The organism is Sanguibacter antarcticus, assembly GCF_002564005.1.
In the GTDB taxonomy this organism is placed as follows: Bacteria; Actinomycetota; Actinomycetes; order Actinomycetales; family Cellulomonadaceae; genus Sanguibacter; species Sanguibacter antarcticus.
In genome coordinates this window covers 1,974,920-1,988,909 of sequence record NZ_PDJG01000001.1, presented here as the reverse complement: position 1 = coordinate 1,988,909, position 13,990 = coordinate 1,974,920, and the positions used below count along the sequence as shown (strand labels likewise).

Annotated in this window: 15 protein-coding genes; 9 read left to right on the top strand and 6 right to left on the bottom strand. The window is 68.7% G+C overall.

Translation table 11 applies throughout. The features are described 5' to 3' along the window. Positions 1–68: 68 nt before the first annotated feature. The 3 genes from thiE (at position 69) to ATL42_RS16920 (ending at position 3,510) form a co-directional block, all read left to right on the top strand. Positions 69–818 (top strand): thiamine phosphate synthase, encoded by a 750-nt coding sequence (thiE, locus tag ATL42_RS09040; protein WP_098455056.1) that lies wholly within the window; start codon positions 69–71, stop codon positions 816–818. Between the two features lie 31 nt (positions 819–849). Continuing rightward, a complete protein-coding gene (guaA, locus tag ATL42_RS09035; RefSeq protein WP_098456465.1) occupies positions 850–2,430 on the top strand; it encodes a glutamine-hydrolyzing GMP synthase in 1,581 nt (526 codons plus the stop codon). Between the two features lie 72 nt (positions 2,431–2,502). Then, positions 2,503–3,510, top strand: a complete 1,008-nt coding sequence (locus tag ATL42_RS16920; protein WP_342748123.1) for a hypothetical protein — start codon at positions 2,503–2,505, stop codon at positions 3,508–3,510. An 81-nt stretch (positions 3,511–3,591) separates the two neighbouring features. Here ATL42_RS16920 and ATL42_RS09025 read toward each other — a convergent pair whose 3' ends face one another. Beyond that, entirely contained in the window at positions 3,592–3,861 is a 270-nt protein-coding gene (locus ATL42_RS09025; protein ID WP_098455055.1) for a hypothetical protein, read from the bottom strand. Beyond that, on the bottom strand, positions 3,858–5,357 hold the full coding sequence (locus ATL42_RS09020; RefSeq protein ID WP_098455054.1) for a PspC domain-containing protein: 1,500 nt from the start codon (positions 5,355–5,357) through the stop codon (positions 3,858–3,860). Before ATL42_RS09020 ends, ATL42_RS09025 begins: the two co-directional genes overlap by 4 nt. A 136-nt stretch (positions 5,358–5,493) precedes the next feature. On the opposite strand from ATL42_RS09020, the gene ATL42_RS09015 reads away from it, so the two are divergent. Continuing rightward, the gene (locus ATL42_RS09015) at positions 5,494–6,831 is read left to right on the top strand and encodes an ATP-binding protein (RefSeq protein ID WP_098455053.1); all 1,338 of its coding nucleotides are present in this window, start codon (positions 5,494–5,496) and stop codon (positions 6,829–6,831) included. Then, entirely contained in the window at positions 6,828–7,508 is a 681-nt protein-coding gene (locus tag ATL42_RS09010; RefSeq protein WP_098455052.1) for a LuxR C-terminal-related transcriptional regulator, read from the top strand. Before ATL42_RS09015 ends, ATL42_RS09010 begins: the two co-directional genes overlap by 4 nt. On the opposite strand, the gene ATL42_RS09005 is transcribed toward ATL42_RS09010, so the two are convergent. Next, positions 7,474–8,103, bottom strand: coding sequence for a TetR/AcrR family transcriptional regulator (locus ATL42_RS09005; RefSeq protein ID WP_211281794.1), 630 nt, complete (start codon positions 8,101–8,103; stop codon positions 7,474–7,476). The genes ATL42_RS09010 and ATL42_RS09005 overlap by 35 nt on opposite strands. Positions 8,104–8,202: 99 nt before the next feature. Between ATL42_RS09005 and ATL42_RS09000 the strand changes: the two genes are divergently transcribed. Continuing rightward, on the top strand, positions 8,203–8,607 hold the full coding sequence (locus ATL42_RS09000; protein WP_098455051.1) for a nuclear transport factor 2 family protein: 405 nt from the start codon (positions 8,203–8,205) through the stop codon (positions 8,605–8,607). Between the two features lie 34 nt (positions 8,608–8,641). On the opposite strand, the gene ATL42_RS08995 is transcribed toward ATL42_RS09000, so the two are convergent. The 3 genes from ATL42_RS08995 to ATL42_RS08985 all read right to left on the bottom strand — a co-directional run bounded on the left by ATL42_RS08995 (position 8,642) and on the right by ATL42_RS08985 (position 11,473). Next, a complete protein-coding gene (locus ATL42_RS08995; RefSeq protein ID WP_098455050.1) occupies positions 8,642–9,670 on the bottom strand; it encodes a hypothetical protein in 1,029 nt (342 codons plus the stop codon). Between the two features lie 295 nt (positions 9,671–9,965). Further along, on the bottom strand, positions 9,966–10,814 hold the full coding sequence (locus ATL42_RS08990; protein ID WP_169925373.1) for a PKD domain-containing protein: 849 nt from the start codon (positions 10,812–10,814) through the stop codon (positions 9,966–9,968). Positions 10,815–10,864: 50 nt separating this feature from the next. Beyond that, on the bottom strand, positions 10,865–11,473 hold the full coding sequence (locus tag ATL42_RS08985; RefSeq protein WP_143556727.1) for a DUF6318 family protein: 609 nt from the start codon (positions 11,471–11,473) through the stop codon (positions 10,865–10,867). Positions 11,474–11,585: 112 nt separating this feature from the next. Here ATL42_RS08985 and ATL42_RS08980 point away from each other — a divergent pair, with 112 nt between their 5' ends. From ATL42_RS08980 to ATL42_RS08970, 3 genes are all read left to right on the top strand, one after another. Further along, entirely contained in the window at positions 11,586–12,359 is a 774-nt protein-coding gene (locus ATL42_RS08980; RefSeq protein ID WP_098455047.1) for a sirohydrochlorin chelatase, read from the top strand. A 1-nt stretch (position 12,360) separates the two neighbouring features. After that, positions 12,361–12,807 (top strand): alternative ribosome rescue aminoacyl-tRNA hydrolase ArfB, encoded by a 447-nt coding sequence (arfB, locus tag ATL42_RS08975; RefSeq protein ID WP_098455046.1) that lies wholly within the window; start codon positions 12,361–12,363, stop codon positions 12,805–12,807. A gap of 344 nt (positions 12,808–13,151) precedes the next feature. Further along, positions 13,152–13,955 (top strand): alpha/beta fold hydrolase, encoded by an 804-nt coding sequence (locus ATL42_RS08970; RefSeq protein WP_098455045.1) that lies wholly within the window; start codon positions 13,152–13,154, stop codon positions 13,953–13,955. Positions 13,956–13,990: the final 35 nt, after the last annotated feature.

Genomic DNA, 13,990 nt, shown 5'->3' with positions numbered 1-13,990 from the left:
GGCGGAATGCCCTCTCAGCCCCACCTGTGCAGGGCTCCCGTGCACTTGTCACACTACACTTCCGCACCATGGCACCGACCTCGGACCCGACAGCGCAGCCGACCCCGTCACCGAGACCGTCAGGAAGCCCGCGCGAACGGTTGCAGGACGCCCGGCTCTACCTCTGCACCGACGCCCGCCGCGACCGACGCGGCGGCCTCGACCTGCTCGACCTCGTGCGCGCAGCGCTCCGCGGCGGCGTCGACATCGTCCAGCTCCGCGACCGGTCGCTCGACGTCGTGGAAGAGCTCGAGCTCCTGGCAGCGCTGCGGGACCTGACAGACGAGCACGGCGCCCTGCTCGCGGTGAACGACCGGGCCGACGTCGCGCTCGCGGCAGGCGCCGCGGTCCTGCACACCGGCCAGCGGGACCTTCCGGTGCCCGTCGCCCGGGACCTCGTCGGAGAGAAGGCTCTCCTCGGACGCTCGACCGGGGGAGGCGCGCAGGCCGCGGCGGCGGACGCCGACCCGGACGTCGACTACTTCTGCGTCGGACCGGTCCGGTCGACGCCCACCAAGCCTGGCCGCGCGGCCGTCGGCCTCGACGCGGTCCGGCAGGTCGCAGCAGGGCAGCCGACGACACCGTGGTTCGCGATCGGCGGCGTCGACCTCCAGAACGTGCGCCAGGTCGTCGAGGCCGGTGCTCGCCGCGTGGTCGTCGTGCGCGCTGTGACGGAGGCCCCTGACCCCGAAGCGGCGGCGCGCGGGCTGCGGACGGCGCTCACGCGGGCCCTCGCGGACGATGCGGGACGGACGTCCGCCGGAGCCGGCCAGGCCTGACCCCTTGCTGGGGTCCGTCTATCCTGTCCACGTGACACAACTTCCAACGTCCTTGCCACGTCCCGTCCTCGTGGTCGACTTCGGTGCCCAGTACGCGCAGCTCATCGCTCGTCGCGTCCGCGAGGCCAAGGTCTACTCAGAGATCGTCCCGCACACGTCGAGCGTCGAGCAGATGCTCGCGAAGAACCCGGTGGCGATCATCCTCTCCGGCGGGCCGTCGTCGGTCTACGCCGAAGGCGCCCCCTTCGTCGACCCTGCGCTGTTCGAGGCGGGCGTGCCCGTGTTCGGCATCTGCTACGGCTTCCAGGCGATGGCGAAGGCCCTCGGCGGGACTGTCGAGCAGACAGGCCTCTCCGAGTACGGCGGCACCCCCGTGACCGTGACCCGGGCCGGTGCGCTGCTCGACGGCTCGCCCGACGAGCAGACCACATGGATGAGCCACGGAGACGCCGTGCACAGCGCACCTGACGGCTTCGAAGTTCTCGCCACCTCCGCAGGATCGCCGGTCGCCGCGTTCGAGAACACCGCCCGACGCCTCTACGGCGTCCAGTGGCACCCGGAGGTCAAGCACTCTCCGCTCGGGCAGAAGGCTCTCGAGAACTTCCTCTACGAGGGCGCCGGGCTCGCGCCCGACTGGACCCCGGGCAACGTCATCGCGGACCAGGTCGACGCCATCCGTGCGCAGGTCGGTGACGCCCGCGTCATCTGCGGGCTCTCCGGCGGCGTGGACTCCTCCGTCGCGGCCGCGCTCGTCCAGAAGGCTGTAGGCGACCAGCTCACGTGCGTGTTCGTCGACCACGGGCTGCTGCGCGAGGGTGAGGCCGAGCAGGTCGAGCAGGACTTCGTCGACGCGACCGGGGTCCAGCTCAAGGTCGTCGACGCCCGTGCGCGCTTCCTCTCCGCGCTCGCCGGGGTCAGCGACCCCGAGACGAAGCGCAAGATCATCGGCCGCGAGTTCATCCGGGTCTTCGAGGACGCAGCCCGCGAGGTCGTCGAGGATGCCGGAGCGCACGGTGACGAGGTCAAGTTCCTCGTCCAGGGCACCCTGTACCCGGACGTCGTCGAGTCCGGGGGCGGCGAGGGCGCCGCGAACATCAAGAGCCACCACAACGTGGGCGGGCTGCCCGACGACCTCCAGTTCTCGCTCGTCGAGCCGCTGCGCGCACTGTTCAAGGACGAGGTGCGGGCGGTCGGCCTCGAGCTGGGCGTTCCCGAGGTCATCGTGTGGCGCCAGCCGTTCCCCGGCCCCGGCCTCGGCATCCGGATCGTCGGAGAGGTCACGGCCGAGCGGCTCGAGATCCTTCGCGCCGCGGACGCGATCGCCCGCGAAGAGCTCACGCGGGCCGGTCTGGACCGCGAGATCTGGCAGTGCCCGGTCGTGCTGCTCGGCGACGTCCGCTCCGTGGGCGTCCAAGGAGACGGCCGGACGTACGGTCACCCCATCGTGCTGCGCCCCGTCTCGTCCGAGGACGCTATGACAGCGGACTGGACGCGACTGCCCTACGACGTCCTGGCGACGATCTCGACCCGCATCACCAACGAGGTCAAGGACGTCAACCGCGTGGTGCTCGACGTCACGAGCAAGCCGCCGGGCACCATCGAGTGGGAGTGACCGCACCATCCGCCGACGACCGATTCGTTCCGGCGGACGCACGATCGCAACACCCTCGACAAGGAGAAGACGATGTCTAGCAAGGTCACCATCAGACAGAGCAAGGGGGTAGGGGTCGTCGGGCTCCTCGCCCTGATCGCCGGGGTCGTTCTGATCGTCGCAGGCGGTCTCACCTGGTGGACAGTCTCGTACAAGCTCGCGCAAGAGGACATCACGGTGTCCGAGGACGCGTCCTTCCTCGCCGGCAGGTTCGTCAACGACCCGTTCACCGCGTACGCGCAGGCGGACGTCATCAACAACCACGCGCTCGAGATGTCTGACGGACAGACGTACGCCGAGCTCGACCAGGACGATCCCCGACGCGACACGGTCATGAACGCGTCCTTCCTGCGTGCCTCGCTCTTCACCTCGGTGGTCTCGTTCGGCATCGCCGCGCTCGTCGTCGGGCTGGGGCTGCTCTTCGTCCTCGTCGGCTGGGCGCTGCGCCGGCTCGCCGGTGGTCCGCCCGTCGTCGTCGAGACGACGAGCAGCCCTGCTGCTCCGGCTGAGCCTGCGGCCCCCGCCGCCCCCGGTGAAGGATCCGGCGGAGGCGCTCCCTCCGGGATGACGGCCGTGCCGCCGGTCGCGACGCGTGTGTCGTCGAAGGCTCACGGAGAGCCGGAGCAGAAGGACGACGCCGCGAGTGACGCGACGAAAGACAAGGAGCCAGCCTCTCGCCGTCCGAGCGCGGCGCCGGCGACGTCCGCGACACCCGTCGTCGCGGCAGCGACCGGGAAGCGCTCGTCGAGCAGCAAGTCGAGGGCCGCTCAGAAGGATGCAGCCTCCTCGCCGGTGCCTCCGGCACCGGACGAACCGATCAGGATGAGCCGTTCCGAGCGCGTCAACGGAGCAACGTCACCCGCCCCGGCAGGCGTCCGACCGGTGCCGAAGCCGACCGTCGGCAGCGAGCTGCCAGCAGGACCGAAGGGCGACGCACGTCTCGAGGAGCTCGAAGGCACCTCCAGCGGCTGGGCCTCTCCGGCCGACCGCGTCCCGCCCGTCGAGGACAAGCCCGGAAAGAGCTCAGGCGACCAGTCCTGACCCTTGCCTGACACAGCCGCACCAGATCGTGCATGACGAAGGCCGGGACCCACGGGTCCCGGCCTTCGTCATGCACGGACATCACCGCCGACGGACCACCGAGGCGATCGAGGTCCCGACGAGCGCGAGGCCGGCCGCACCGAGAAGGACGATGACGGCGAGCCCGTCGTCGAACTCCGCGCCGACCGCGCGGGCAAGGATGCCCGCGCCGACGACAGCGACGACGAAGCCCCAGATGATGGTGCTCGGGCGGTGCGGCCGCCGGGCCGGCCCAGCAGACCCAGCCTGCTCGGTGGTCTCGGGGGACGCCCCCGGTCCAGGGACGGGGACTGTGGGCTGTGAGTCGGTCATGACTCCTCCTTGATGAAGATCTCGCCGGCCCCGGCCTTGATGACCAGGTGGATGTCGGGTGTCGCGCCGTCGCGGACGTCGTCGGTCTCGAGGTCTGCGCTGTCGGTGCCGACGCCGCCGAGCATGGTGTCTGCGTCGTCGACCTGCCAGTACACCTGGCCTGCGCCGAGAGTGACCTCCGCCGACGCTGACGTGCCCTCCGCGAGGACGACCGTCACACTTCCTGCGCCGATCTCGACAGGGACCGTCACGGGACGGTCGTCTGCGGGCGGGAGATCGAGCGTCGTGAGGTCGAGCGTGATCTCACCAAGGCCGAACGAGTATCCGTCGGACGCCTCCTCGACCGTCGTCGGCGCAAAGGTGCTGCTCCCGACCGACGAGCGGTTGGCGCCGTCGAGGAAGCCCCCGTCGGAAGACCACGAGGCTGCTGGTGCACTGATGATGATCGCCACGATCGCGAGGAAGCTCAGACCGCCGGACGACCGGCCCCGGACACCAGCGACGACGATGGCGAGACCAGCGAGGACGATGCACACGCCGGCGGCCGTCAGCCACGGGCTGTAGGCGAGGTCGCCGTACCTGTCGAGCACGAGCAACGACGCGAAGGTGAGCAGGCTCAGACCGAGGACCGCGCCGACGTACGCGATGCCGGCGCTCGTCGAACGCCGGGGCGTCACGGCGCGCTTCCCGTCCCACTCCCACGCTGTGCCCGGACCCGACGAGCCATCACCCGGCGATCCGGGCGTCGCATGACTACGTGCCTGCCACGCTTGCTCTGCTTGTCCCGCTTGCCCAGACCACGCCTGGCCGGGGCTCGGGTGTCCCCACCCCTGATCGACCGGTCCGTGCTTCTGGAGGCTCGGACCGTGGACGGTCTCGGCGGCAGCGGTCGTGGATGCATCGCCCGCAGCACCTGGAGCAGCTGCAGCACCGGGCGCACCGGGCGCACCGGGCGTGCCCTGCGTGCCCGGCCCAGAGTAGAACTGCGGCTGCGCGGTGCGCCTGGTGCGGTAGGTCACGAGCACGTAGACGACGAAGACAGTGAGGGAGACCCAGAACATCGCACCGAGCCAGCTCCCGTTGCCGCCCCACCCGCCGAAGACCGGACCCACGTTCGCGCCGACGACGAAGACGATCCCGGCACCGGCGAGCGCCGAGCTGAAGCGGCCGCGCAACGCTTCCTGGACGTGGATCCGGCCGTCGGCCTGTTCCGGCAGGAAGGCCCAGCCGAGGGCGTACAGGACGAGCCCGAACCCTGAGAGGAGGAAGAGGACGACGAAGGCGGCGCGGACGAGGAGCGCATCGACGCCGAGCCGCAGCGCGACGCCGGAGGCCACACCACCGACCCACCGGTCCTGCGCACGGACGACGCCCGCACGTCGGACGGAGTCGAAGAACTCGTCGACCTTGTCAGAGGAGCGCACGGGCCGCGTCGGCGGTTCGTCCCCGTGCGTCCCGGGTGCGGAACTTGATGCTGAGGAGTCGGAGGTGTTCATACGGACGATCCTGCTCGCACGAGCGGCCCCAGACCATCGGGTGTTCCCCTGAGACACCCCTGATCTTCAGGTGCGCAGACCCTGAACATCAGTCGGGATCCCCTCCGAGCGGTCGCGGACGTGTGACGATCAGAGGGTGACCCCATCGACTGCACAGCCCGGCGCGGCACCTGTGCGCCTCCCGTTGCGCCGCCCTCCAGGAAACCGGCTGCTCGGGGGAGTGTGCCTCGGTGCGGCCGCGCACCTCGACCTGCCGGTGCGCTCGGTCCGTTTCATGGCGACGCTCCTCGCGCTCGCAGGTGGGCTCGGCGTCGTCGCCTACGTCTTCCTCTGGGTCACCGTGCCGACCGGGGACCCGGTGGCGATCGCCGCCGAGCAGCGGGATCCGGCACTGACCCGCATCGCGTCCCGCAGCCAGCCGGCCTGGAGCGCTCGAGGTCAGGACCGGTGGGCGAACGTCCCTGTCCGCGACATCCTCGTCGGCAGCCTCCTCGTCGTCGCAGCGGTGGCGCTCGTCGCGAGCCGTCTCGGTGTGACGATCGAGTGGTCGTGGGTGCTGCCTGTCCTCATCGCTCTGGTCGGGGTCGCTATCGCGTGGAGCCAGCTCGACGAGAGCGAGCGGGGCCGGTGGCTCACTCGTGCAGGCGGTCGGACTCCGAACGTCGTGCTGCGGCTGACGGGCGGCATCGTGCTGGTCCTCGTCGGGGTGCTCCTCCTCGTGAGCCAGGACATGAGCGGGTCGGAGATCATCCCTGCGGTGGTCGCGGCGCTCGCGGTGCTCGCCGGGGTGGCGCTCGTCCTGGCGCCGTGGTGGTTGCGGCTGAGGCGGGAGCTGGGTGAGGAGCGTGCCGCGCGAGAGCGCGCGAACGAGCGCGCCGACATCGCGGCACACCTGCACGACTCGGTGCTCCAGACGTTGGCGCTCATCCAGCGCAGCTCGGCACGGTCGGGTGAGGTCACGCGTCTCGCGCGCAACCAGGAGCGAGAGCTGCGGGAGTGGCTCTACCAGGACCGTCCGGCTGCGGGCACCTCGCTCGCTGCGGACGTGACGACGCTCGTCGCGGAGGTCGAGAACACGCTGACGGAGCGCTCTGGGGGCGACGAGCCGGTGTCGATCGACGTGGTCGTCGTGGGGGACTGTCCGCCCAGCGAGGCGACGAGCGCGCTGCTCCAGGCCGCCCGCGAGGCGCTCGTCAACGCGGTGGTGCACGGTGGGCCTCCGGTGTCTCTGTACCTCGAGGTGAGCGAGGATGCAGCAGAGGTGTACGTCCGTGACCGTGGGACAGGGTTCGATGTCGATCTCATCCCGCACGACAGGTTCGGCGTACGGGAGTCGATCATCGGTCGTGTGCAGCGCAAGGGCGGTGACGCGACGGTCGTCTCTCACGGGGACCGCGGGACCGAGATCGCGTTGCGCATGCCGTTGGCAGACACGAACCACAAGCAGAGCACGACCGAGGAGCGGGCACGATGACGGTGACAGGCACGACGACGGGTACACGGCCGGTGCGGGTGGTCATCGTGGACGACCACGACATGTTCCGGGCGGGTGTGCGTGCGAGCCTGGACGCCCACGTCGAGGTGGTCGGGGAGGCTGCTGACGTCGACGGTGCGGTGGACGTGATCCGTGCGACCCGCCCGACGGTGGTGCTTCTCGACGTCCATCTTCCGGGTGGTGCGGGCGGGGGCGGCGCCGAGGTCCTCACGCGGTGCGGGGAGGTGCTCGGTGAGACGCGCTTCCTTGCGCTGTCGGTCTCTGACGCGGCGGAGGATGTCGTGGCAGTCATCAGGGCGGGTGCGCGAGGGTACGTGACGAAGGCGATCTCTGGCCCGGAGCTCAGTGCGGCGATCGATCAGGTGGCTGGCGGCGATGCGGTGTTCTCGCCGCGTCTGGCCGGTTTCGTGCTCGACTCGTTCGGGACGCAGGCGGCGGACGTCGCGGTGCGGGACGACGAGCTGGACCGGTTGTCGGCACGCGAGCAGCAGGTCATGCGGCTCATCGCGCGCGGCTTCTCCTACCGTGAGGTCGCGGGCGAGCTGTTCATCTCGATCAAGACGGTCGAGACCCACGTGTCGGCTGTGCTGCGCAAGCTCCAGCTGTCGTCGCGCTACGAGCTCACGCGATGGGCGGCCGCACGACGTCTGCTGTGACCGGCACCGGCAGCGCCGTCGGTGCGCCTGTCGTCTGGTGGTGATCCTGCCTCGGTCGTCTCGACACGGCACGCAGAGCCAAGTCGGTGACACGACGCAGGTGCTCTTCGTCTGCGCCGTCGCGGGCGTAGGACGAGAGCCCCACCAGCAGTACGTGGGCGAAGTCTGCGAGGGTCTCTGGATCGCAGCCCGCTGCGTCGTCGTCTGCTACCTCCCGGAGCCGGGCTGCTGTGGTCGCGCGGTTCTGGGCACGGTTGACCGCGAGCTCCGGTGCGCTGTTGACCAAGCATCCGCGTGGGTGTTCTCCGCTCGCGTACTCCTGCGTGGCAGCGTCGAACATCGCAGTCAGCACCTCGCGCTCGCTCGTCCCACGAGTGCCCGCAGTGGTCACCGATCGGGGACTGGCTTCGTAGCGCTCGACGGCCTCCTCGAACAAGGACCGCTTGTCCGAGAATGCTGCATAGAGGCTCGGGGCCGAGATGCCGAGCTCCTGAGTCAGGTCAGCGATGGAGGTCTGCTCAAAGCCGCGTGCCCAGAACAGGCACATCGCCTGGTCTAGAGCGGCATCTCGGTCGAAGGTGCGGGGTCGTCCCATCGTGGCATTCTATATCGATCACTACAGTTCTGCTATAGTTCTATAGCGTTCACTACACAATAGTGGTCTCTGACCACCCAAGGATCGAAGGAGCACCCGATGGGCACCCCCAGAGACATGACGAATGCCTTCCTGCAACGGCTGGCGGCGCAGGACGCTGACGGGCTGGGAGAGCTGTTCGCCGAGACGATCGACTGGGTGGTGCCGGGGGACCGGAAGGTGACGCCTTGGGCTGGCAGGCGTTCACGCAAGAGCGAGGTGCCCGACTACTTCCGCGACCTGTGGGCGGCGCTGGAACCCGGAAGGAGCGTCGTCTCGGTCGAGGCGCTCGTCACGGAAGGTGACGACGCGGTCGTCTTCGCTGTCTTCGACCACGTAGCGGCCACCACCGGCCGCCCGTTCCACACTGACGTCGCGATGCGCCTGACCGTCGCGGGAGGGAAGATTACGCGCATGCGCCTCTACGAGGACACCTCGGCGATCTCGGCGGCGTTCTCAGCCTGAGAGTCTTGTGGCCCGTGGCATCCTGGCTCGTCTCCTAGGAGACGAGCGCCTGTGCTGAGCGATCGGTCGTGCGGCCGCGGCGGCGGTCCGCCCTCATGGTCGCGGCGATGGCGATGATCCCGATGCCGACCGCAGCCAGGGTGATCGTCGAGTCCCGCAGGAACGACGGAGCGTATCCGGTGGATCCGTTCGCGACGGCTTCGAGAAGCGTGGAACCCATGACGTCGTGGACGAGCACGAGCCGCAGGACGGCAAGAGCAACCAGTGCGGAACCCACGACGAAGCCAGCACGTTCCACGTCGGCTCGAGTCGTGGTGTGGTCACGCGCCTTCATCCGTGCACCACAGGCAAGGAGTGCGGTGCCGAGCAGGGCAGCAGCGATCGTCGCGCTGAGCACGATGGCCTCGACGACTCCGAGGTCGCTGGTGGAACCGGAGCCCCATGAATCGAGAAGGGGACGTCCCATGCCGTCGGTGACGAGCGTGAGCAGCACGACGGCCAGGGCGAGGTGAGCAGATCCGAAGATGAGCAAGGCACGTTCCGCTTCTCCCCGGGTCATCGCGGGAGCAGAAACTGTTTGGCTGGACCGTCTCATCTGTGCGCCGACGACGAGGCTCGAGGCTCCTGCGGCAATCAGGCCGAGCATCGAGACGACGGTGTCTATCGACGGGTAGGACGGGAACGGGTCCGCGAGAGACGTGAGAAGTGTGCGCCCCACCTCTCCAGGGACGACTGCGAAGATGATCCCGACCAACGCAGCCATGGCGGAACCGAGAACGAGGAAGGCGCGCATCACGTCTGCCCGAGCCACGGAGATCTCGACCGCGTCGTGGTGGGACCGCTTCATCCCCGCGGCGAAGACGACGACGGCGACGCCGAGCACAGCCAGAGCGAGGGTCGAGATGAGCAACGTCGGCGGTCGAAAGTCCATGTGATCCTTGACGAGGGTGTCGAAGAGCGTGGTCCCGAAGACGTCACCGATGCGCGTGAACATGACCCACGCAACGGCGACGAGCGCAGCGCCCAGGGCAAAAAGGACGAACTTCGCAGAGGTCCGAGTCATGGGGTGATCGTAGGGCACCTGCCCAGGGTCCCGGAAGTGTCTGGCGATGGATGGCCGGTGGGGTTGTGACCTGCATCTTTGCAGGGATTGCTCGATCTTCTGGGACGTCGTCGCGGCAGCGGTACGGACGATCAGCGCCGCTCACGTCGAGGCGTGCGCCGCGACCGGGGATCTAGTCGGCGAGGTTGCCCCAGACGCGGGCGCCAGCGTCCAGAACGCACTGGTGCTCAGCCATGGTCCGGGATGAGCCCCGACGGTCTCTACCGCCTACCTGGCCGAGTTCCGGTTCGCCGAGTCAGTAGACGAGGTCGTCGACGAGTCGGCTGCGGAGCTCGGTGACGGTGATGGAGGGTGCGGTGCTGGTGGTCGTGGCTGTGCCGGTGATGGGTTGGTAGGTGCTGCCGCCGTCGAGTGAGAGCTCTCCGGTCCAGCGGGTCGTCATGGTGACGGTGTAGTCGCCGGCACGGGTGTAGGGGTGCGCGACGGTGTGGTTCGGCCATGCGCGGCCTGGGTCTGTCGTGGTTGTCGGGGCGCTGTCGTCGGCCCAGTTCCATGTGAACTGGGTCGGGGTGGCTCGGACGGTCACTGCTTGACCGACGATGGTGGTGACGAGTGTCTGCGGGGTGGCGTCGGTGTAGGCGACGTTGTCCATCTGGACGGGGAGCCATCCGCCTGACGGGCCGACGACGATGGCTGACGGTGTGATCGCCAGCGCCTGAAAGTCGGCTTCGGTGAACACCACCGGGGGTGCGCCAGCCGGCGTCGTGGCGCAGGCGATGAAGGAGTTGTGGACGGGTGCCGTCCAGTTTCCGAGCTCGTCCAGCGTGCTGATGGTCGTCGGCGCGAACTCGAAGTCTGTCGGGTCGTCGCACCGCGCGGCGGCCTCGTTCGCCCCGACGGTCGCACACGCCGAGGCAAACACGCCCGGCCCGCCACAGGTGAGAGACTCCGGGGCGATGTGGACGGTCTCCTTCTGGGTTTTCCGTCCAGAGAGCTGGATGGTGAAGTCTTCAAACGATCCATTGACGTTGAAGCCATCGCCGCTCGTGGCGGCGCCGAAGGTACGACCTGGTGATGGCGGTGACGGTGTGTCGGTCGCCAGAAGATGCAGCGGCCCGAGCGGCCCGAGCGATAGCGAACCCATCGTGAGTCCCGCAGACAGCATGATCTGGAATATCGCCGTATTGCTCCTTGTCACTCGCTTGCTGTCTCGCTCGGCGCCGCGATATCGAACCCGTACCAGTCGCCGGAGTCCCAGTAGATGTAGATCGCCCTCTCCAGGTCCTCCGCCTCGTATGCGTCCACGACTGATCCCTCAGACGTGACAAGCTGCGATGCGGACTGGTGAATGGTGCCCTGGACTATGTAGGCGGAAGCGTCAGTTCGTTGCTCGACCTGTGGTTCGGTCGTCCATGTGAGGTCCCCGCCAGCGAGTACCTGACCGGTGTTCTCGGCGTCCTCCAGATCAAGCCGTACGGCTGTGCAGAAAGTGCTCGCTTCGTAGCAGAAGTCGTCGAGGAGCGTGACATCGTTGGACTGAACCGTGTAGGCGTAGAGGGCAAGGAAGTAGTCGGCCGCTGCGCGTGCGCCGGCTTCGTCGTCGTTGGCCATCGCTGCTGGTTTCTCGGGCGCGGCGGGTGGCTCGGGCAGCGTCGTGGTGGCGGTGTCGTCGGTCGCTGCGGGGGTGCTCGTCGCGGTCTGTGGTGCGTCGGCCTCGGGTTCCGTGGCGCATCCCGTGAGCAGCATGAGGGTGGCGAGCCCTGCAGCGGTCGTGAGCGAGCGGGGTCGTTTCAGGAGCCTCATGGCCATGACCCTATTGTCTTCGTTGCTCCTAGGGTCGGTTCGTCTGCATCTGTGGACAGACGCAGCCTCGTCCGGGAGCCCGAGACGGCCCGCGATCCGGCATCATGGCTCCATGACGACTTCCAACGGCCAGGCAGGTAGCGTCCAGGACGACATCGAGGGGACCGGCGGCCGTCCCGTGCTCGTCGCGTGCTCTCACGGGACGGACAACGTCCAAGGGCAGGCGATCATTGCTGAGCTCGTGGCAGCGGTCCGGGAGCTCCTCCCTGATGTCGAGGTCCTCGAGACCTACGTGGACGTCCAGTACCCGCAGGTCGACGAGGTCGTGGGCAGCGTCGCTCCAGAGCGCGGGGTCGTCATCGTCCCGTTGCTCTTGTCCGGTGGCTTCCACGTCCACGTCGACATCGCTGCGGCCGTGGAGACCCGTGCTGCGACGGGTGGCCCGACGATCGCGGCCCGAGCCCTCGGCCCGGACGACCGCCTCGCGTCGATCCTCGTCGAACGGCTCGTCGAGGCCGGGGCGTCGCAGGACGACTCCGTCGTCGTCGCTGCGGCAGGGTCGAGCGATGCGCGCGCTGCCGGGGACGTCGAGAAGGTCGTCGCATCGGTGGACGCGATGTGGAACGGTCCGGTGAGCGTCGGCTACGCCTCCGCCGCCACGCCGCGCGTCGGTGTCGCGACAGACCTCGCCCGCGCCGGGCTCGGGGGCCCGGCCCACGGGCGCGTCGTGGTCGCGAGCTACCTCCTCGCACCGGGATTCTTCCTCGACGGGATCGCTCGCGTGGGCGCTGAGATCGTCTCCGCACCCATCGGAGCTCACCCGCTCCTCGCGCAGATCGTCGTCGACCGGTACCTCGCGGCGGCGGCCGCGCTCGCCTCCGCCTGAGATGGACACCCCGCTGCGCGTCACCACAGACCTCCTCGTCCCCGCGAGCGAGCTGACCTGGCGCTTCTCTCGCTCGTCAGGGCCTGGTGGACAAGGCGTGAACACCGCCGACAGCCGGGTCGAGCTGCTCTGGGTCCCGACGACGTCAGCGTCCGCAGGAGCCCTGCCGGAACCGTTGCGCGAACGGCTCCTGGACCGTCTGCGGCACCAGCTCGTCGGCGACGCGGTCGTCGTCGTCGCCTCGGAGCACCGCGCCCAGCTTCGCAACCGTGCAGCAGCCCGCGAGCGTCTCGCCCAGCTCCTTCGGGAAGCGCTCGCGCCGCCACCGCGGCGACGGCGAGCCACCCGGCCCACCCGTGGTTCCGTCGAGAGGCGCCTCGGAGCGAAGAAGAACAGGTCGACCATCAAGGCCGGACGATCCGCCGACCATCGTCGGTCCGGGGCGTAGATGTTGTGGGTCACGACGTTGGCGACACGCCGGGTGGTGTGGGTGCGAGGAAGGGGGAGGCCTCTGGTCGCAGGATGGAAGTGTCTCGTACCGGGTTCGATGGAGGGGGTGTTCGGCCCCATCCGTGAACGGTTGTCCACAGACCGAGGCAGTCGCGTCACCAGCGTCATGACACAGAACATCTAGGCGCCCGTCGTGGTCGCTGGCGACAGGCACTGGTCCGGGTTCCGGCCTGACCAGATCACCGCTCTGGTCTCGTGAGGGGGTCCTGGACGTGCACGAGTGGGCCCCCAACCACCGATCGCGTTCATCGCAGGCGTGATGCTTCTTTGTAACCTGGGTGGATGCATGCTGTTGAGCGAGGCGCAGGGACTCCGCTGGTGATGATCCATGGCTTCGGTGTGGACCATCGCATCCTCACGTCGTTGGACCCAGCACTTGGTGCGCTCGGTGGGTGGAGACGCGTTTACCTGGATCTGCCCGGCACGGCCGGGACTCCTATCGGTGATGTGGCGAGCACCAGTGACATCGCCGATGCCGTTGAACATGAGATTGACAAGCTGCTCGGTGACGAGCCCTTCGCGATCCTCGGTAACTCCTTCGGCGCAATGGTGGCGAGGAAGGTTGCGCACGACCTGCGTCCGCAGGTGCTCGGCCTTGCGACGCTCGCCGGGGTCTTCGTCGCGCAACAGCGGCTTCGGACGCTGCCGTCGCGGACGGTCTTGCACGAGGACCCGGTCGCCGTCCGGGGAGCGGGCGCCGCGGCCCTCGACTACGTCGAGGTAGCGGTCGAGCAGCATCCCGAAGGCGTCCGAACGTTCCTCGAGCATGTGCACCCTGGCCTCACCTCGGTCGATCGGTCCGCGTTAGCGCGTATTGAGCAGCAGTATGCGTTCGACGTCGAGCCGGAAGACGCCTCGCCCGAGCCGTTCATGATGCCCGTGCTGATCGTCACAGCTCGCCAAGACCACGTCGTGGGCTTCGAAGACGCGTCGAACCGGCTTGAGCACTACCCGCGGGCAACTTTCGTCATTCTCGACGCCGCGGGGCACAACGTGCACTTGGACCGACCCGTTGTCGTGGAAGCACTCATCGTGGACTGGCTGCAGCGTGTACGAGCGTCTCGGCGCACCCTCGGCGATCGCTGAACCGCACGTCGAGCGAGACGGATGATGGCCGTACG